This window comes from Tellurirhabdus rosea, from assembly GCF_026278345.1.
GTDB lineage: Bacteria > Bacteroidota > Bacteroidia > Cytophagales > Spirosomataceae > Tellurirhabdus > Tellurirhabdus rosea.
Window position 1 is genome coordinate 468804 of sequence record NZ_CP111085.1, and the last position, 20007, is coordinate 488810.

The 20007-nt window shown below is 56.6% G+C and carries 16 protein-coding genes; 7 read left to right on the forward strand and 9 right to left on the reverse strand.

Features of this window, described 5'->3' with window-relative positions; translation table 11 throughout:
- Positions 1-67 precede the first annotated feature (67 nt).
- From ORG26_RS01915 to ORG26_RS01925, 3 genes are all read right to left on the reverse strand, one after another.
- Complete coding sequence (locus ORG26_RS01915; protein ID WP_266366834.1) at positions 68-1816, reverse strand: pyruvate dehydrogenase complex dihydrolipoamide acetyltransferase; 1749 nt, start codon at positions 1814-1816, stop codon at positions 68-70.
- Positions 1817-2176: 360 nt separating this feature from the next.
- Positions 2177-3460 (reverse strand): Gfo/Idh/MocA family protein, encoded by a 1284-nt coding sequence (locus tag ORG26_RS01920; RefSeq protein ID WP_266366835.1) that lies wholly within the window; start codon positions 3458-3460, stop codon positions 2177-2179.
- 103 nt (positions 3461-3563) lie between these two features.
- Entirely contained in the window at positions 3564-4331 is a 768-nt protein-coding gene (locus ORG26_RS01925) for an oxygenase MpaB family protein (protein ID WP_266366836.1), read from the reverse strand.
- 159 nt (positions 4332-4490) lie between these two features.
- Here ORG26_RS01925 and ORG26_RS01930 point away from each other — a divergent pair, with 159 nt between their 5' ends.
- Positions 4491-7043, forward strand: a complete 2553-nt coding sequence (locus ORG26_RS01930; protein WP_266366837.1) for a TonB-dependent receptor — start codon at positions 4491-4493, stop codon at positions 7041-7043.
- 215 nt (positions 7044-7258) lie between these two features.
- The gene (locus ORG26_RS01935) at positions 7259-8071 is read left to right on the forward strand and encodes a hypothetical protein (RefSeq protein WP_266366838.1); all 813 of its coding nucleotides are present in this window, start codon (positions 7259-7261) and stop codon (positions 8069-8071) included.
- A gap of 104 nt (positions 8072-8175) precedes the next feature.
- Here the strand turns inward: ORG26_RS01935 and ORG26_RS01940 are convergent, their stop codons facing one another.
- The 4 genes from ORG26_RS01940 to lepA all read right to left on the reverse strand — a co-directional run bounded on the left by ORG26_RS01940 (position 8176) and on the right by lepA (position 11902).
- Positions 8176-8628, reverse strand: coding sequence for a GNAT family N-acetyltransferase (locus tag ORG26_RS01940; protein ID WP_266366839.1), 453 nt, complete (start codon positions 8626-8628; stop codon positions 8176-8178).
- Positions 8629-8684: 56 nt separating this feature from the next.
- The gene (locus ORG26_RS01945) at positions 8685-9251 is read right to left on the reverse strand and encodes a hypothetical protein (RefSeq protein ID WP_266366840.1); all 567 of its coding nucleotides are present in this window, start codon (positions 9249-9251) and stop codon (positions 8685-8687) included.
- A gap of 95 nt (positions 9252-9346) precedes the next feature.
- The gene (locus ORG26_RS01950) at positions 9347-9916 is read right to left on the reverse strand and encodes a Crp/Fnr family transcriptional regulator (protein WP_266366841.1); all 570 of its coding nucleotides are present in this window, start codon (positions 9914-9916) and stop codon (positions 9347-9349) included.
- Between the two features lie 198 nt (positions 9917-10114).
- On the reverse strand, positions 10115-11902 hold the full coding sequence (lepA, locus tag ORG26_RS01955; protein ID WP_266366842.1) for a translation elongation factor 4: 1788 nt from the start codon (positions 11900-11902) through the stop codon (positions 10115-10117).
- Positions 11903-12043: 141 nt separating this feature from the next.
- Here lepA and ORG26_RS01960 point away from each other — a divergent pair, with 141 nt between their 5' ends.
- Positions 12044-12937: a 3-keto-disaccharide hydrolase gene (locus tag ORG26_RS01960; RefSeq protein WP_266366843.1), complete on the forward strand. Its 894-nt coding sequence runs from the start codon at positions 12044-12046 to the stop codon at positions 12935-12937.
- A gap of 108 nt (positions 12938-13045) precedes the next feature.
- Here ORG26_RS01960 and ORG26_RS01965 read toward each other — a convergent pair whose 3' ends face one another.
- Positions 13046-15136: a M3 family metallopeptidase gene (locus tag ORG26_RS01965; RefSeq protein ID WP_266366844.1), complete on the reverse strand. Its 2091-nt coding sequence runs from the start codon at positions 15134-15136 to the stop codon at positions 13046-13048.
- A 109-nt stretch (positions 15137-15245) separates the two neighbouring features.
- Positions 15246-16472, reverse strand: a complete 1227-nt coding sequence (locus ORG26_RS01970; RefSeq protein WP_266366845.1) for a DUF819 family protein — start codon at positions 16470-16472, stop codon at positions 15246-15248.
- 600 nt (positions 16473-17072) lie between these two features.
- Between ORG26_RS01970 and ORG26_RS01975 the strand changes: the two genes are divergently transcribed.
- The 4 genes from ORG26_RS01975 to ORG26_RS01990 all read left to right on the forward strand — a co-directional run bounded on the left by ORG26_RS01975 (position 17073) and on the right by ORG26_RS01990 (position 19976).
- On the forward strand, positions 17073-17534 hold the full coding sequence (locus ORG26_RS01975; protein WP_266366846.1) for an Lrp/AsnC ligand binding domain-containing protein: 462 nt from the start codon (positions 17073-17075) through the stop codon (positions 17532-17534).
- A 190-nt stretch (positions 17535-17724) separates the two neighbouring features.
- Positions 17725-19170 (forward strand): Fe-S cluster assembly protein SufB, encoded by a 1446-nt coding sequence (sufB, locus tag ORG26_RS01980; protein WP_266366847.1) that lies wholly within the window; start codon positions 17725-17727, stop codon positions 19168-19170.
- A 229-nt stretch (positions 19171-19399) separates the two neighbouring features.
- The gene (locus tag ORG26_RS01985) at positions 19400-19669 is read left to right on the forward strand and encodes a nucleotidyltransferase family protein (RefSeq protein WP_266366848.1); all 270 of its coding nucleotides are present in this window, start codon (positions 19400-19402) and stop codon (positions 19667-19669) included.
- Positions 19670-19673: 4 nt separating this feature from the next.
- Entirely contained in the window at positions 19674-19976 is a 303-nt protein-coding gene (locus tag ORG26_RS01990; protein WP_266366849.1) for a DUF3817 domain-containing protein, read from the forward strand.
- Positions 19977-20007: the final 31 nt, after the last annotated feature.

A 20007-nucleotide genomic window follows, 5' to 3' on the forward strand; every position in this document is an offset into this window, starting at 1 on the left:
ATGACACCCCCGGTAGAGGTGTCATCCTTAGGAGGCGGAATAAACCGCCGGGGATTCAGAATCGAACCTATACGAGCATCTTCATCGGGTCTTCCAGGTAGCCTTTCAGCGTTTGCAGGAAGGCGGCGCCGGTGGCCCCGTCGACGACCCGGTGGTCACAGGAGAGCGTTACCTTCATGACGTTGGTCGGTTTGGCAACCTCGCCTTCGAACTTAACGGTCTGTTTGATCGCGCCCACGGCCAGGATGCAGGCATCCGGCGGGTTGATGATGGCTGTAAACTCCTCGATGCCGAACATGCCGAGGTTGGAGATCGAGAAGGTGCTGCCCTCCCAGTCTTTCGGCTGGAGTTTCTTGTCCTTGGCTTTGCCCGCCATTTCCTTCACCTCACCGGCAATGGTCGAGAGCGTTTTCTGGTCGGCGTTGCGCACAACCGGAACCAGCAGTCCCTCGTCCACCGCGACGGCCACGCCGATGTTGACGTATTTGTACCGGCGGATTTTGTCGCCGAGCCACGAGGAGTTGACGGCCGGGTGCTGACGCAGCGCCAGCGAGGCGGCTTTGATAACGAAGTCGTTGAACGACACTTTCGCCGGGGCCACTTCGTTGACTTTGCCGCGCAGGTCCATTGCCTTGTCCATCGTGATTTCCATGGTCAGGTAGAAGTGCGGAGCCGTGAAGAGGCTTTCGCTCAGGCGACGGGCAATGGTTTTGCGCATCTGGCTGACCGGAATGTCCTCGTACTCGCCAAGGGCCACCGGAGCGGGAGCGGGCTGCGGAGCGGGTGCCGGAGCCGCCTGGGGAGCCGGCTGAGCGGGCGCAGCGGCCGGTTGCGGAGCCGCCGGCTGGGCCGCGGGAGCCCCGTTGAAGGCCTCCACATCGCGCTTGACAATCCGGCCTTCCGGGCCCGTACCCTGCACCTGCGACAGGTTGATGCCTTTCTCTTCCGCAATACGCTTCGCCAGCGGAGACGCTTTGACGCGTCCGTCCGTTTCGGCGCCGTTGCCATTTTCACCGGCATACGACAGGTCGGTAGCGGCATTGGCGGGCTGGGAGGCCTGTGGCGGTCCGTCGGTACGGTTTTGCTGGGCCGTAGCATTGCCTGAGTCGGCGGCTGAAGCTCCGCCGTTCGACGGGCCGCCTTCCAGCAGGACTTTGAAGTTGGCTCCTTTTTCCCCGATGACGGCGATCACGGCGTCAACGGCGACGGCAGCGCCTTCCTGCACTCCGACGTAAAGCAGCGTTCCTTCTTCGTAGGCTTCGAGGTCCATCGTGGCCTTGTCGGTTTCCACCTCGGCCAGAATGTCGCCGGATTTTACCGTATCCCCCTCTTTCTTGAGCCATTTCACGAGCGTTCCTTCGGTCATGGTATCGCTCATTTTGGGCATCCGGATGACCGCGGCGTTGACTTCCTCGGCCGGAGCCGCCGAAACCGCCTGCGGAGCGGGAGTCTGGGTAGCCACCTGTTCCGGAGCGCCGCCAGCGGGTGCCGGAGCCGGTTTTTCGGCCACGGGCGATTCGGCCGGAGCCGCGGGAGCCGCCCCGTTGCCGCCGTTCAGAGCCGCCTGATAATCCTCGCCGGCAGCACCGATCACGGCAATCACCGCATCGATGGCCACCGATTGTCCTTTTTCTACCCCGATGTATAAAAGCGTTCCTTCGTCATACGCTTCGAGGTCCATCGTGGCTTTGTCAGTTTCAACTTCGGCCAGGACATCGCCCGATTTGACGGTATCGCCCACTTTTTTATGCCACTCAGCGATGACACCTTCGGTCATGGTGTCGCTCATCTTGGGCATCCGGATTAATTCTGCCATACTTTTCGCAAAAAGTTTATGGTTTCTGGTTTATGGTTTATGGTTCAATGTAGCGGGCTTTTACCAACTATAGACTATAAACTATAAACGGTAAACCTTAATTGAGACTTAGGTTAATCTGTAGAGTTTCCTTCAAGCGCCCAAAATTAGCGGAAACGTGGGAAAGTTGGTTATGTTGGGGAAAGATTCGTTGGGTCGCCACCATTTCCGGCAAAGAAGGCCGCTGCCGGGCTAAGATATAAACCGGATTCCCGGCGTACGATCCGCTTTCGCCCTGCCACTAAGCGGGGCGGTCCGTACGCCTCGAAAGCTCAATTCCAGGACGAAGGCTAGCCCTGAAGACGGCTCCACCAAAGACTGTCAGATCCAGTCCCAGCCCCTGCGGTAGTCCCGGCCGAGCAGGGCGTTGGCCTCGGCATCCCGCCGGAATTTTTCTTTTCGCTCGTTCCAGAGCAGTTTTCGGCCGAGTCGCCACGAAATCAGGCCCAGGTGCATCGGCAGCGTCATCTGGCGGGCATACTCCAGATGCGATTCCGGCTGGGTCCGGTTTTTGACGGCCGTTACAAAATTCTGCTGGTGGCCCGGCGAACGCGTCACCGTGATGGGCACCTCCGGCACATCCTTCATCACCACGCCGTTGATGGTGATTTCGCGGGAATTGTAATCGCAGATCAGCGTCCCTTTGTCTCCTTCAAAAAAAGCCCCGATAGAGCGTTTTTCGGCGCCGGGGACGGCCGGGGGCGTTGATGTCCAATGGATGTTCAGCCCGTCGAACTCGTAATCCACGTCGATCCACTTCGGCGCGTCGCCTATGCCTTCCGGCAATTCGCCCCGGGCGCTGACGCTTTTGAGTCCTTTGGGTTCCAGACTCCACCAGACAACATCGGCAATATGACTCCAGAAGTCCTGAAAAACGCCGCCCGAATAATCCAGAAAATAGCGGTACGTAAAATGACAGCGTTCGGGCGTGTAGCGGGCCATCGGGGCGGGTCCCAGCCACATATCCCAGTTCAGCGAAGCGGGCGGCGTCTGGTAGCTGGCCGGACCCAGCACGGGCGGAAAACCGGTTTTCCATAGCCTTACAGTATGGACTTTCCCGAGGACGCCGGACCGGACCAGTTCCACCACCCGGTGGTAATTGTCGGTGGCGTGAATCTGGGTGCCCAGCTGGAAAATGCGGTTGTGGCGCTTCATCGCCTTCAGCATCTGCTGTCCTTCGCGGACACTGAAGGAAAGGGGTTTTTCGCCGTAGACATCCTTGCCCGCCTGAAAAGCCAGAATAGCGATCTGGGCGTGCCAGTGGTCCGGGGTCGCGCAGGTGATGGCGTCAATATCCGGGCGGTCGAGGATGCGGCGGAAATCGCTGTAGGTCTGCACGGCTGTGTCAGGCTGAAACCCTTTGAGCGTCTGCACGGCGGCGGCCAGGTGGGTTTCGTCCACGTCGCAGAGCGCGGCCACTTCGACTTCGGGCAGGGCAGCGAACCATTTCAGGTGCTGGGTTCCCATGCCGCCGAGGCCGATATGGGCTACGCGCAGCCGGTCGCTGGGGGCGGCTTTGCGGGCAAAAGCGGGCAGTACGGTCAGGCCCAGCGCGGCGGTGCCCGCGTGGCGAAGGAAGTCGCGGCGGTTGAAGGAAGGGTTCATGGGGTCAGGAAAGAGCTTTTCGGTAAAAGCCTGAAAATAACCCTTTTCTAACTAATTCCGACCGGTAAAATGAACGCCATATCTCCCAGATATGGCGTTCATTTTACCGGTCGAGGGCCTGCACTTGGGCCAGGTATTTCGGCGGCAGAAGGACCCGTTGCACCACGGCGCGCAGCTGCAGCGCATTCAGCACGCCGTAGAGCCACATCGTGGACGCCAGCAGCGGTTTGTCGGGCAGGTTCAGCAGCGTCCGGACCTTGTCGGGCACCAGCAACGCCTGCGCCTGCAACAGCAGGTTGTACCGCCAGTCGCCGAGTTCTTCCCGGTACCGGACAAAAAGTTTATCGGTAAACGGGCTTCGTTCGAGGTCCGCTTCGAGGTGTTTCTGCCGGTCGGTCAGCCAGTCGGCCAGCGTCTGGGGCAGGTCCGGAATGTGCATGCCCGCTCCCACGCGGCGGAAGGTGACAAAGACCTCTTCCTTTTCGGCGGTCGTCAGCGGCCGGTGGAGCCGTTCGAAAGCCCGGATCGAATAGTCGATGAGCATGTAAAGCACATCGCGGTAGGCGTGCGGCGGAATCTGCCGACCCCGGCTCTGCTCGACGACGCCGTGAATCGCGTGCATCCGGCCGACGGCCTTTCCGGCTTTTTGTTCATCCTGAAAAACAATCTCCTGCGCATACCGAACCGTCGAGAAAAGCCGCCCGATGGGGTCGGCGGGCAGCTTTCCGGTAAAGAACAGCCAGTCCACTTCCCGGTTGAGGGCAAATTCTGCCGCCGAACCCGCGAAAATGAGCAGAATCACATCGGCATCGCCCCAGATCCGGCGCACGATGGAATCAGGCTGTACAAAGAGAGTGGTTTCGGTTTTCATGGTACTTCAATATGACGTATAAAAAAAACACAGAAGTCGTTTGGCTAATTCCTTAACTGACTGCATTTATTCACGAAAAAATACTTTTCATAGTTCATTTCAGACGCATTCTTTTAATTTGGCAAAAGATTAGAAACACCAAAGCTATTTATTCCGGACATGAAACAGTATCTAACGTTTGTTTTGCTGCTGGCCGCGTTCACTGGTTTTGCCCAGGTGACCACCATCAGCGGAAAAGTTACCGACTCGCGCGGCGAAGCCCTGGCCGGGGCTTCGGTCATCGAACGGGGCACTTCCAACGGTACGGTCTCCGACGCCTCGGGCAGCTACTCCATCACCTGCCGGACGGCCAATCCCGTGCTGGTCTTTTCGTTCGTCGGCTTCCAGAAAGTGGAACGGGAAGTGGCGGGGCAGACGGCTCTCAACGTGCAGCTGGACGAATCGACGACCCTGCAGCAGGTGAATGTGGTCGGCTCGCGCAACCTCAACCGCTCGGTGACGGACTCCCCCTCCCCGATTGACCTCATCGACATTCGTGAAGTCACCACCCGGCAGGGCCAGCTCGACGTCAACCAGCTGCTGCAATTTACGGCCCCCTCGTTCAACTCCAACCGACAGACCGGCTCCGACGGGACGGACCACGTCGATCCGGCCTCCCTGCGCGGACTCGGCCCCGACCAGACGCTGGTGCTCATCAACGGCAAACGCCGCCACCAGTCCTCGCTGGTGAACATCTTCGGAACGCGCGGCCGGGGCAACGCCGGTACGGACCTCAACGCCATTCCCGCCGCCGCCATCGAACGCATCGAAATCCTCCGCGACGGAGCCGCCGCCCAGTACGGTTCAGACGCCATCGCCGGGGTCATCAACATCGTGCTGAAATCCAGCGTCAACGAAGGCACGGCCAACGTCAACTACGGCACCTATCAGGCCAAATACCGCTACGACGACCGGAAATTTGACGGCGGAAACGTCAACGTCAACGGTAACTACGGCTGGCGGGTCGGCAAGAGCGGCTTTCTGAACCTGACGGCCGATTACAACTTCCGCGACCACACCAACCGGGCCAACACGTCGCCGGACAGCGTGCTGCAGCGCCGCCAGTTTGGCGACCCCAAGATTCAGAACACTTCGTTCTATGCCAATTCGCAGATTCCGCTGAGCGCCAATACCCAGTTTTACGCTTTCGGCGGGCTGAACTTCCGGAAGGGCGACGCCTACGCCTGGACCCGCTTCCCCGACAGCGAGCGCAACGTGCCCGCCCTCTACCCCAACGGTTTTGACCCGATTATCTCCAGCGACATTCTGGACGGGTCGCTGGCGGCGGGTCTACGGGCCAACCTGAAGGGCTGGGATATGGATATCAGCAACGTCTTCGGCAGCAACCGTTTTGGCTTTACGGTCAACAATACGCTCAACACGTCGCTGGCCGAACGGTCGCCCCGGTCCTTCGACGCGGGTGGCTTCCAGCTCCAGCAGAACGTCACCAACCTGACCTTCAGCCGCTTTTTCAAAGACCGGCTGCAGGGCGTGAACATCGCTTTCGGGGCAGAATACCGGAAGGAATGGTACCAGATTTTTGCGGGCGAAGAAGGGTCTTACCGGGCCTACGACCTCACCAAGCCGGCCGGTTCGCAGGGCTTTCCGGGTTTCCAGCCGGGCGACGAAGTGAATGCTTCCCGCCGGAACCTGGGCGTGTTTATCGACACGGAAGCCGATTTTACGAAGTCCTTCATGCTCGGCGCGGCGGTCCGGTACGAAAATTACAGCGACTTCGGCGGCACCCTCAACGGCAAACTGTCGGCCCGGCTGCGGGTGTCCCCGGCGTTCATGCTGCGCGGAACGGTCAGCTCGGGCTTCCGGGCTCCTTCGCTGGCGCAGATCAACTTCAATTCGACCTTTACCAACTTCGTGAACGGTCAGGCTGTGCAGGTACTGCTGGCCCGGAACGGCAGTCCGGTGACGCAGGCTCTGGGCATTCCGGCGCTCAAGCAGGAGACTTCGCGCAACGCCAGCCTCGGTTTTACCAGCCAGCTGGGTAGCGGTTTTTCCCTGACGGTGGACGGGTATTATGTGGACATTCAGGATCGCGTCGTGCTGACGGGCCAGTTTACGGACGAGGATGACGTGATCGGCGCCGACCTGCAACGGCTGGGCGTGCAGAAAGCGCAGTTTTTTACCAACGCCATTTCGACGGAGACGCTCGGGCTGGACGTGATTCTGGCGCATTCGGCGGCGGTCGGAGCGGGACGGCTGAGTACGACGCTGGCCGCGAACTTCAACCGGCTGACCATCGGCGACATCACGACCACCGACAAACTGCGCGGCAAGGAAGATACGTATTTTGACCTCCGTGAGCAGTATTTCGTCCGGGCTTCGGCGCCTCCTTCCAAAATCAATCTGACGCTGGACTACGGCATCGGCAAGTGGAATTTTGTGGCCCGGGCCGTGCGCTTCGGCGAAATAAAACTGGCCAACTGGGACTACGATGAGGCCGCGCTGGACGTGTACAGCCCCAAAGTGACCACCGACCTGACCGTAGCGTACCGCCCGACCCGCAATCTGGGCATCAGCGTGGGCGGTTCCAACATTTTCAACGTGTACCCGGACATGTCGAGCCCCATTTTGACCGAAAGCGGCGGGGCCTGGGACCCGGTGCAGATGGGCAGCAACGGGGCCTTCTGGTTCGTGAAGGCGAACATCCGTTTCTAGAAAGCAGCGAGCTGTCGCGAGTTTGGCCGAGGGGAGCGGAGACTGACGGAGAAACGATTCTCTGCCAGCCTCCGCTCCCCTCCTTTTTTGCCCCAAACTTTAATCCTCATTACCGATAGTTTTTAGCTATTGGTAACACAATTAACTGACACTTTCTCCAGCTTTGGCCCGACAAACCGGACAATCCGGAAGCTATCCACAAACCCTTTACACGTATGAAAATCCCTCTCCTGCCCCCGGGCCGCAGGTACTCTTTTCTGCTGCTCGCCGGACTGCTCATGTCGCTTGCCTCCTGCCAGGACCACGGCGTTCCCACCCAGCCCCAGCACGGTCTGCGGGTCGTTCAGTTTCAGCTTTCGGCTGGCCGGAATCTTGTCTTCGATGATTTTTTTTACGATGCGCAAAAGCGCCTTGCCCGGCATGTAAGTTTTAATCCCGTCACGGGAAGAGTTCTCGATACCCGATTGTTTTATTACGACGGAAACAACCGCCTTGTCAGGATTGAATCCTTGGACGAGAATCAGATAGCGGATGAACGGACCCTGATCACTTACAATACCGCCGGTCTGCCGCAGACAGTCGCCTTTTACAGTCTTACCGCCGGTTCGCAAACCGCCAATCTAAACAGCACACACGAATATAGTTACAGTTCGACTGGCCAAATGACCGGATACACCAGTCGTTCAGCATCCGGCGACCAACGAACTGAATATCAGTATACCTACACCGGAAAGAACATCACAAAAATTACCGCAACTGAATACAGGGCCGGTCAGTCCACTCCCGTTTCTACGCTTGAAACAGTGTATACGTTCGATGATAAGTATAATCCTTACAAGACCCTTTTTGGCAATAATCTGACAGCCCCTTACCTTCAGATAAACGAAAACAACATTTTACAGATAAGTCAAAACAACAGCACCATCGAGAGGACTCTTACGTATAACAGTGAGGGTCTGCCCACCCGATTCTTCACTCCCAATATCGTTGCGCCTTCAACCATGGACATTAAGTACGAACCTTATTAATCCTTGTTTTCCGGGCCCGGTTTTCCGAAAGGGCCTGATTCTGTCGCCGGTCACCGACATTCGGTATGACCGGCGATTTCAGTTTTCAAGCGTTTTTCGCCGCTTCATTTCTCAACGAAATCTTCCAGTTCCATGTGGTACAAATCGAACCCTTCCGCCCAGTAATCCTTCACCACTTCCTTCAGGCGGAAGCCCAGTCGTTCGTAGAACCGGTACACATGCTGCGACGTCCGGACCACCAGGCGTCGTTCGGGCGCGATTTCCCTAATTCTCTGAATCCGGAACTCCGTCAGCCGCCGCCCCAATCCTTTGCCGTGGTGGTCCGGGTGGATGATGTCCCAGGAAATCCGGACCGTTTCGCCATCGTCCATCCGGTTAAAACCGCCGCAACCGAGGATTTCGCCCTCTTTTTCCAGCACAAAATACTGGTCGGTGTGGCGTTCCAGATACTCGGTCAGGTCCTGCTCCTCTTCCGGGGCGAAATAGCGCGGGGTGTTCAGGCGGAGCAGGTGCAGGATGGAAGCCGCGTCGGCGGCGGTGTGGGCGCGAATGTTCATGGCACAGGCGATGGGCGTTACCCTTCCGGCCTCTAGTTTACAAAAAATTGACGGGCTTAATAAAACGTAAAACCCAGCAAAAGGCCCGTCGTCAGCCCGTTCAGCCTGCCCTGCGGCACCTGGACACTGCCGTAGGTCACGCGCCCCTGCACATCCAGGGTAAAATTGCCTTTCTGGTACAGTTCGTAGCCGATGGCGGCCACCCCGCCCAGACCGGAATAGTATTTTGTTTCTTCTTTATTCTCGGGGTTCAGATCGTAGAAAACCGGCGCGTCCGTACCCACCCCGACACCGCCCAGCACCCAGACCCGGCGAGCCGGAAGGTATTGAACGGCAGGAAAAACGCCGCCGAAATCCCGTTTCCGGGTTCTTCCCTGCAGGTGGCTATCGTAAATCGAAACGGTCCCGTTGAGCAGAACGGCCAGTTTTGGGGTAAGGACGTACCCCACCTTCCAGTTTATCGCCAGATCGGTGCTGTTGACCTGCTGCGCGGAACGCAGGTGCAGGGTTGACGCGCCCAGCGCCGCCCCGAACAGAATGCCTTTCCGGTTCACCCGCGACTGGCTTTTGACTTCGGCGATACTGAAACAGAGGACGAGAGCAAGGAAAAGCAGCTTTTTCATGAAATGCCTGATGGTTGATTTTCAGGCGTAAAGCTAGAATCCACGCACGGCGAAAAAGTTACCTTATGTTAATTAATGAAGCGGGGCGAACGGGGTCAGGGGAGTTTTCTCCGGATGCGGCTCAGGCTCTGGGTCGTCACGCCGAGGTACGAAGCGATGTGTTTCTGGGCGATGCGCTGGATGAGTTCCGGTCGTTTTTCGAGCAATTCGAGGTAGCGCTGTTCGGCCGTTTTGGTCAGGAGGTCGATTTGTTGCTGCTGTTTTTCGACAAACGACTCCTCGGCGCCGATCAGAAACAGCCGGGCGCCCCAGGGGCTGCTTTTCAGTTTATCGACATTCGCTTTGCTGATGCGCAGGGCGACGGTGTCTTCCAGGGCCACCGTTTCCAGGGGCGAGGCGCACTGGGTGATTAGGGACATGTGGTCGGCGAAGAAATTGTTTTCCAGAACGATGTCCAGACAGGCAAACGTGTTTTCGCGCCACAAAAACACGCCGCAGGCTCCTTTCAGCAGAAAATACGCATGCCGCTCCACCGCGCCGGAGGATTTGATGACCTGCCCCTTCCGGAATCTGATTTCTTCGCAAAAACCGGCAAACGCTATCCAGACGTCGAGTGGAGCGTCGAAGTAGGGGTCGAAGGCCCGTCTAAGTTTTGCAGCGATCACGTTTCGTTACGGTTAAAAAAAGCGGACCGTACAAACAGGGTCCTCAGAGGAATAGAAAACACCCGTCAAATCCTGCCCTTAAAACGCTCCAGTTTGCTTTCATCAGAGCAGGCCCGCGTCCGATGTCCGGTCAATTCGGTGCGTAGTTACAAAAAAAGCCAGCCCTTTTCGAGAGCTGGCTGAACTATCGTTGGTTCGTTAATTAATCTTCAACACGGCCATAAATGCCTCCTGCGGGATTTCGACGTTGCCGACCTGGCGCATCCGCTTCTTCCCTTTCTTCTGTTTTTCGAGAAGTTTGCGCTTCCGGCTGATGTCGCCGCCGTAACACTTGGCCAGTACGTCTTTCCGCATGGCTTTCACCGTTTCGCGGGCGATGATCTTCTGGCCGATGGCCGCCTGAATGGCAATTTCGAACATCTGACGCGGCAGCAATTCGCGGAGTTTTTCGCAGAGCTTCTTGCCCCACTCGTAGGCCTTGTCGCGGTGCACGATGGCCGAGAGGGCGTCCACCCGGTCGCCGTTGAGCATGATGTCGAGCTTCACCATGTTCGACTCGCGGTTACCCAGAAACTCGTAGTCCAGCGAAGCGTAGCCGCGGGAAATCGTTTTCAGTTTGTCGAAAAAGTCGAAAACTACTTCGGCCAGCGGCATTTCGAACTGAAGCTCCACGCGGTCGGCGGTCAGGTACACCTGGTTTTTCAGAATGCTCCGCTTGTCCATGCAGAGGCCCATGATGGCCCCGACGTACTCGGACTTACTGATGATCTGCGCCTTGATGAACGGCTCCTCGATCCAGTCGATCTTCGACGGGTCGGGCATTTCGGCCGGGGCCGACACCTGAATGGTTTCGCCCTTGGTGGTAACCACTTCAAAGCGTACCGACGGCACGGTGGTGATGACGGTCATGTCGAACTCCCGCTCCAGCCGTTCCTGCACGATTTCCATGTGCAGCATCCCCAGGAAGCCGCAGCGGAAACCAAAGCCCAGAGCCGCCGACGTTTCGGGTTCCCAGACCAGGGCCGCGTCGTTAAGCTGCAGCTTTTCCATCGCCTCGCGCAGGTCTTCGTACTCGCTGGTTTCGACGGGGTAAATCCCGGCAAAGACCATCGGCTTCACGTCCTCAAACCCTTTGATGGCTTCTTTGGCCGGACGGTCGAGCTGCGTAATGGTATCCCCGACTTTAACTTCTTTGGCGACTTTGATGCCCGAAATAAGGTAACCTACGTCGCCGCATTCGATCACGTCCTTTGGTTCTTTTTCCAGCCGGAGCGTGCCAATTTCGTCGGCGAAGTATTCGCGGCCCGTGGCCATGAATTTCACCTTGTCGCCCTTGCGGATGGAGCCGTTGACGACGCGGAAGATAACCTCGATTCCGCGGTAGGAGTTGTAAACCGAGTCAAAAATCAGCGCCTGTAGCTCGCCGCCCGGCTCACCTTTCGGCGGCGGCACCCGCTCGATAATAGCACTCAGAATTTCTTCAATGCCGATGCCTTCCTTGCCCGAGGCCGGGATGATGTCTTCGCGTTCGCAGCCGAGCAGGTCCACCATTTCGTCCTTTACTTCTTCGGGCATGGCACCCGGCAGGTCGATCTTGTTGAGCACCGGGATAATGACCAGATTGCTGTTCATGGCCAGGTACAGGTTCGAGATGGTCTGAGCCTCGGTGCCCTGTGCGGCATCGACGAGCAGCAGCGCCCCTTCGCAGGCGGCAATGGAACGCGATACTTCGTAGGAGAAGTCCACGTGGCCCGGGGTGTCGATGAGGTTCAGCGTATACTTTTCCCCTTTGTAGAGGTAATCCATCTGGATGGCGTGGCTCTTGATGGTGATGCCCCGCTCCCGCTCCAAATCCATATCGTCCAGGAGCTGTGCCTGCATGTCCCGCTTAGAAACGGTTTTGGTAAACTCCAGCAGACGGTCAGCCAGGGTGCTTTTCCCGTGGTCAATATGGGCGATAATGCAAAAATTGCGGATATGTTTCACGTTGGAATAACGTTCGATTCGTAAGTTGAATTCGCAAATTTACTCAAAATAACAGAAGTTTAATCCTGCCCGGCCCCGCGACTTCCGGATATTATCGGCCTGGTGCCTAGTAAACCCAACCTTTCCGCTCCTTTTTACGGCATGAAACACCTTACCTTCCTATTCCTTTTCGCCCTCGTACTTAGCGGCGCTTCCGCCCAGAAACAGAAAGCCAATGAACGCGAAGAATGGATTCGCCTTTTCAACGGCAAGGACCTCACCGGCTGGGACATCAAGATTGCCAACCAGCCGCTGAACGACAATTACAAGAACACCTTCCTGGTACAGGACGGCATGCTGCGGGTGAATTACAAGGAATACGACAAGTTCAACGACAAATACGGGCATATCTACTACAAGACGCCTTACTCCTACTACCGGGTCCGCTTTCAATACCGCTTCCAGGGCGAGCAGGTGCCGGGCGGAGCCAACTGGAACGTCCGCAACAGCGGCATCATGATGCACTCGCAGTCGGCCCGGAGCCTGACGATGGAGCAGCACTTCCCGGTTTCGCTCGAAATGCAGTTGCTGGGCGGACTCGGCCGGGGCGTCCGGCACACGGGTAACCTCTGCTCGCCGGGTACGATTGTAGACATCGACGGAAAATTCCGGGCGGCCCACTGCATCGACTCCGACTCCAAAACCTACGACGGCGACCAGTGGATCGAGGCCGAGGCCATCGTGCTCGGCGATTCGATGGTTTACCACGTTATCCAAAAAGATACGGTGCTGGCGTACCAGAACGTTCGGGTCGGCGGGAATCTGGAAGGCGATTTTCGAAAAATGATGAACATCAGCAACGCCGATGTGTGGTCGGGCAAGCTCAATACGCCGCTGAAGGAAGGGTACATCGCGCTCCAGGCCGAAAGTCACGCGATTGATTTCCGCAACATCGAACTGCTGAACCTGAAAGGCTGCATGGACCCGAAGGCCGTCAATTACAAGAAATACTACGTGAAGCACGAACCGGGGGACTGCCGGTACGGGAAGAAGTAGGGGTCTTTTCTCGCAGATGTACGCGGATTTTAAACGCAGATTTTCGCAGAGTTTTTCTGTGACAATCTGCGTTTAAAATCCGCGTACATCTGCGAGAAATAAACATTTTTAGATCGCCTTCATCAGCCCCCGCCGTTTCAGCAGCGGTTTGATGTCCGGCTCGGCACCGCGGAACTTCTTGTAGAGCGTCATCGGCTCGTCGGTGCCGCCGCGTTCCAGCACGTTCTTGCGGAACGACTGGGCCGACTTCTGGTCAAACAGGCCCTTCTGCTTGAACACTTCAAACGCATCGGCATCCAGAACGGCCGACCAGATGTAGCTGTAATACCCGGCCGAATACCCGCCTGAGAAGATGTGCTGGAAGTACGGGCTGCGGTAGCGCGGCGGAATCTGGCCGATCAGGCCGATTTTGTCCATCGCCGTTTTCTCGAAAGCCATCACGTCCGTCGGCGTCTGGCCGGGCTTCAGCGTGTGGTAGCTCATGTCCAGCAGCGAAGCGGCCAGGTACTCGGTCGTTTCAAAACCCTGGTTGAAGAGGCTGCTTTTCTTGATCTTCTCCACTAACGCGTCCGGAATGACTTCACCTGTTTTGTAGTGTTTGGCGTAAAGTTTGAGCATTTCCGGCTCCACCGACCAGTTTTCCATGATCTGCGAAGGCAGTTCCACAAAGTCGCGCGGCACGGCCGTACCCGACTGGCTGCGGTAATTTACGTTCGACAGCAGACCGTGCAGGGCGTGGCCGAACTCGTGGAAGAACGTGTTCACCTCGTCCAGGTTCAGCAGCGCCGGGGCGTCGGCCGTGGGCCGCGAGAAGTTGCAGACAATCGACACCACCGGGGCCACCTTCTTGCCGTTTTCGACCGACTGCGGCCGGTAGCTCGTCATCCAGGCCCCGCCGCGCTTGCTCGCCCGCGGGTGGAAGTCCATGTACATGATGCCAATATGGCGGCCGTCGGCTTCCTTCACCTCCCAGGCCGTCACTTCGTCGTGGTAGACGGGCACGTCCTTCCGCTGCTCGAATTTGATGCCGTACAGGCGGCTGGTCAGCGTGAAGATTCCGTCACGGACATTTTCGAGCGAAAAATAGGGGCGTAATTCCTGTTCGTCGAGGGCGTATTTTTCTTTCCGCAGTTTCTCGGCGTAGTAGCGCCAGTCCCAGGCTTCCAGCGTCTCTCCTTTGCCTTCCCGCTTCATGAGTGCCTGCAGTTCGTCCGCTTCGCGCTTCGTGACGGGCACCGTGGCCGACCAGAGTTGCTGGAGCAGTTCGTTCACCTTGGCGGGCGTCTGCGCCATGCTTTCTTCCAGCACGTAGGCGGCGTGGTTCTCGTACCCGAGCAGTTGCGCCCGTTCGGCCCGCAGTGCTACAATCTTCGCCAGATTCTCCTTGTTGTCGCGCTCGTCGTTGTGGTTGCAGCGTTCCAAATACGCTTTCAGCATCTTTTCGCGCAGCGCCCGGTTGTCGGCGTACTGCAGGAACGGCATCACGCTCGGGTTATGCAGCGTAAAGACCCATTTGCCGTCCAGTTTCCGCTTTTTCGCCTCTTCGGCCGCCGTGGCCACCAGGGAGGCAGGCAGGCCGCTCAGGTCTTCTTTTTTGTCGATAACCAGCGTGTAGGCGTTGTTTTCGGCCAGAATGTTCTGTCCGAATTTAAGCGTCAGCAGGGAGCTTTCGGCGTTGATCTTCCGCAGGCGTTCCTGCTTGTCGGCGGGCAAAGCGGCTCCGGCGCGAACGAAATTCTTGTACGTTTTCTCGAGCAGGCGCTGCTGTTCGCCGGTCAGCTTCAGGCTGGCCCGCTGGTCGTAGACGGCTTTGATGCGGGCGAACAGCTGCGGATTCAGCGAAATGTCATCGCCATGCTTCGACAGCTTCGGGGCAACATTCTGGGCTATTTTCTGAATCGCCTCGTTGGTGTTGGCCCCGTTCAGATTCCCGAAAACGGTGTTGACCCGCCGGAGCAGATCGCCGCTGCGTTCGAGGGCTTCGATGGTGTTGGAGAAGGTCGGCTTGGCGCTCTGGGCCGTCAGCGCCGCAATCTCGGCCGCCTGCCGTTTCATGCCTTCTTCAATGGCGGGTTCAAAATGTTCGGGCTTCAGCTTGTCGAAAGGCGGTACCCCGAACGGCGTGTTGTAGGCGGTAAAGAACGGATTGTCGGAACCCGGCGACTGGGCCGACGCGTCCAGCATGGTTAAGGTTAGCATAGATGCCAAGATAGCACTGGCTACTTTCATACGGATTGATGATGAATGGAGGAACAACGAACTACAAACAGGATTTACGGCAAAATAATTTATTGGGAAATAAAAAGAGTTAAGGCGAAGCCAGTTGCATCAGAATCCCGCAGACATAGCCCATGTACGTTCCGGCGGCATAGCCCAGAATGGCCATCAGGACGCCCACCGGAGCCAGCACCGGGTGAAAAGCCGCCGCCACAATCGGAGCCGTGGCCGGTCCGCCGATGCACGCCTGCGAGCCCACCGCCAGAAAAAAATACGGCGCCCGGATCAGGCGGCTGAATCCGATCATCAGCAGCACATGAAACAGCATCCAGATCAGGCCGACCAGAATCAGCCCCGGATGGTCGGCAATGGCGAGGATGTCCATTTTAAGGCCAATGGTGGCGATCATCAGGTACAGAAAGACGGTGGCAATTCTGGACGCCCCCGCCCCTTCGAGCGTCCGGGCCCGGGTGAACGACAGGCCGAGGCCGATGGCCGTGGCCAGCCCGACGATCCAGAAGAACGGGGCGTCCAGGCTGAATTTGCTCAGCACCGGATAATTGGCTCCGATGAAGGGCGCAATGCGGTCGCCGAGAAAATGCGCCAGCGCCGTGGCACCGAAACCCACGGCCAGTATGGTTATCAGGTCGGTCGAAGACGGGAAACGCCGCGCGGCCTCGGTTTGCTGCTGCACCCGCTGTTTGACCGCCTCCACCGCCGAAGCGTCGGCTCCCAGCCAGCGGTCGATCCGGGCGGACTGGCCCGCCCCGTACAGCAAAGCGCCGAGCCAGAGATTGGACACAAACACATCGACCGTGACGATGGCGGAGAACAGGTTGCTGCTCGGCTGAAAAACCTCCTTGAGCGCCGTCTGGTTGGCCCCGCCGCCGATCCAGGTGCCGGCCAGGGTGGCCAGACCGCGCCAGACGGCATCCGGTCCCACCCCGCCGACGAGTTCAGGGGCCAGCAGGGCCAGCAGCCAGACCGCCAGCGGCCCGCCGAGCATGATGCTCACCGCCGAGGCCGCAAACATCAGCACCGATTTTCGCCCCAGCCGCCGAAAGGCTCGCAGATCGACACTCAGCGTAAACAACACCAGCGAGGCCGGCAGCAGCACCCGCGAGACGATGGGATACAGCTGGGTCTTGTCGGCGTCGACCAGCCCAAACGTATTTAATAAGGAAGGGATAAAGTAACAGAGAAGCGTAGCCGGAACGTAGTTAAAAAACTGCCGCCAGAAAGGTCTGGCACTGTCGGCCAGCCGGAGGACGGCGGCGAGAATGAGAAAGAGGACGCCAAGGGTTACGGTGTCGGTCATTATGTCTGAACGGTGATTGACGGTGATTTTATTGATTGAACTGATTCAGATGAAGGCGAAGCTACTCATAGTTAATCAATCCAATCACTATTAATCAAAGTTCAGATGGCTATAAACAAACAACGCCGGCCTCAAACTGAGCCGGCGTGTCAAGATTACACTTCATCAACAAACTAAAAACCAAATAAAACTTTGTTTTGTCGGATTGTCAAGTGACATTCTATCGTTTTCTTAGCAAACGACAAAACTTTAGCGTTTTAATGCTGTAGGAGGGGGATTCGAACCACCCACGGTGCAGTTAGCCACAACACAAACCTGGTGGTCAACCCCAGTCCACGTATAGTGGGCATTATGCTGCGTTTATCCTTTATCACCACCCCCGAGACAGGAGGGCACGTCTGCCAGTTTCGACATCCTACAGTGTTTGGAAAAGAACTCGTTCAAAACGTTCTTGCGTTGTCTCTCGCCGTTTTGATGTTACAAAGATAGAATCGCGGACCGATACATTGCAAATATTTCAACAAATTTTTTTGAAAATTTTTTTGTTGGCAAAAAATTCGGTCTTTCGTTGAAGAATTTAAAATGACCAAAAGCTTCCCCATGGACAAGAACACCGAAATTGACAGCATCGATCTGAAGATCCTTACCCTTCTGATGGAAGATGCCAATATGCCCTATACAGAGATCGGAAAACGCATCCAGGTTTCAGGCGGAACGGTGCACGTGCGGATGAAAAAAATGGAGCAGTTTGGCATCGTGAAAGGCTCGCAGCTGATTATCGATTACTCCAAACTGGGCTGGGATATCAGCGCTTTTCTGGGCATTTACCTCGACAAAAGTTCGCTCTACGACGAGGTGGCGACCCAGCTGCTGGAAATCCCGGAAGTGGTGAACATTAATTATACGACGGGCAACTACAGTATTTTTGCCAAAATCATCTGCCGCGACACCCAGCATCTGCGCGAAGTGCTGCACGACAAAATCCAGAAAGTCCAGGGCATCCAGCGGACCGAAACCTTTATCTCTCTCGAAGAACGCCTCAACCGACCGATACCGTTTTAAAGTCGATCAGTCGCAAGTGGCTCCGCCAGATCAGGAAACGGCGGAGCCACTTACGACCTGGCGACTTACGACTGATTTATATCATGTTGAAAATTTTTCGATATTTGCTAAATATGGGCGGAACGGCTGCCTGCTTCAATTTGTTACACTCCTAACGAATTGCCGGTTTTTCAGAACCACTACCTCGATCATGAGCAAAGACGTCGAAATTTTAGAAAGTATTACCAATTCCGAATATAAGTACGGATTCGAGACCCTGATCGAAGCCGACGAAGCCCCGGCCGGTCTGGACGAGGATACCGTTCGGTTTATCTCCGAGAAGAAGAACGAACCCGCGTGGATGCTGGAGTGGCGCCTGAAAGCCTTTCGCCTCTGGAAGGAAATGAAAGAGCCGCACTGGCCCAACGTGAAATATCCGGCCATTGATTACCAGGCTATTAAGTACTACTCAGCGCCCAAACAGAAGAAGGAAGTGAAGTCGCTGGACGACATTGATCCCGAACTGCGTAAGACTTTTGAGCGCCTTGGTATTTCGCTGCAGGAGCAGGAACGTCTCTCGGGTGTTGCCGTTGACGCCGTTATTGACTCGGTTTCGATTGCGACTACTTTCAAGGATAAACTGAAAGACCTCGGCATCATTTTCTGTTCGATGTCCGAAGCCGTTCAGGAGCATCCGGAACTGGTGCGTAAACACCTCGGTTCGGTGGTTCCGCCGAAAGACAACTACTTTGCCGCCCTCAACTCCGCGGTTTTCTCCGACGGTTCGTTCTGCTACATTCCGAAAGGCGTTCGCTGCCCGATGGAACTCTCGACCTATTTCCGCATCAACGCGGCGGGCACGGGGCAGTTCGAACGGACGCTGATCGTGGCCGACGAAGGTTCGTATGTAAGCTATCTGGAAGGCTGTACGGCCCCGATGCGGGACGAAAACCAGCTGCACGCGGCCGTGGTCGAACTGATCGCCGCCAAAGATTCGGAGATCAAGTACTCAACGGTACAGAACTGGTACCCCGGCGACAAGGAAGGCCGCGGAGGTATCTATAACTTTGTGACCAAGCGCGGTATCTGCGACGGGCCGAACGCCAAGATTTCGTGGACGCAGGTCGAAACCGGCTCCGCCGTGACCTGGAAATACCCGTCGGTCATTCTGAAAGGCGACAACTCCATCGGTGAGTTCTATTCGGTAGCCGTCACCAACAACATGCAGCAGGCCGATACGGGCACCAAAATGGTCCATATCGGCAGGAACACCAAGAGCCGGATCGTCTCGAAAGGCATCTCGGCCGGGAAGAGCCAGAACTCTTACCGCGGACTGGTACAGGTGTTCAAGCGGGCAGAAAACGCCCGGAACTTCTCGCAGTGCGACTCCCTGCTGCTGGGCGACAAATGCGGCGCGCATACCTTCCCATACATCGAGGTAGGCAACCAGACCGCCACCGTCGAACACGAAGCGACCACGTCCAAGATTGGGGAGGATCAGCTGTTCTACTGCAACCAGCGCGGCATCCCGACCGAACAGGCCGTGGCGCTCATTATCAACGGTTACGCCAAGGAAGTCCTCAACCAGCTGCCGATGGAATTTGCCGTTGAAGCCCAGAAGCTGCTCGAAATCAGCTTGGAAGGTTCAGTAGGTTGATTTCAGTTACCGGTTTTGATATATTGAAGCCCCTGCGGAAGCGTAGGGGCTTTTTTTGTAGGTTATAACCAACGCAAGGTGAGAAAAAAGCACATTCCAATTGTTATTGGAATAGATACTGGATTGACCATGATGCTATCGTTAAAGAGTTATTCAAATCCTCCGGCGTTTATAGTAATTCTTAATACGAGATTGTTAGACTCTTTAAACATCATAACTCCTCCTACTTATGCAGCGCGCCGAAATTCTTCAAACGCTGGCCCTTCCTCAACTCCGCGAGGAGTTTGTCACCAGCCGTATTGGCCTGTTTGGAAGCTACGCCCGGAATGAGGCAACCGACAGGAGTGATATTGATCTGGTTTATGAACTGGCAGAAGGATACACGCTGGGGGATTGGTTATCTGAAAGATGCGCCGGAAGGCCCGTCGTCATGAGTGCTAATCAAAATCAGGCGAACTCTTATTTTTGCCATCGGGTTTTCTTTTCAAACAACCGGTAACTGCATGCTTTCCTTTAAAGATTCCCTTTCCCGTTTCCGCCTCGTCGCCGTGCTGGAAGGCATTTCCTTTCTGATTCTGCTCTTTATCGCCATGCCTTTGAAATACGCCGCCGGCATGCCTGAGGCGGTGAAAGTAGTCGGCTGGGCGCACGGAGCTCTTTTCGTCGCTTATCTGTTTACCCTGATCGACGTCTGGCATGACCGAAGCTGGTCATTCGGACGGGTAGTGCTCGCTTTTGTGCTTTCCCTGATTCCGTTTGGGGCGTTTTACCTGGACAAAAAACTCCGGGCCGAACAGACCGCCTGATTTTCGTGCATAAAAAAGCCGGATGGCCCGC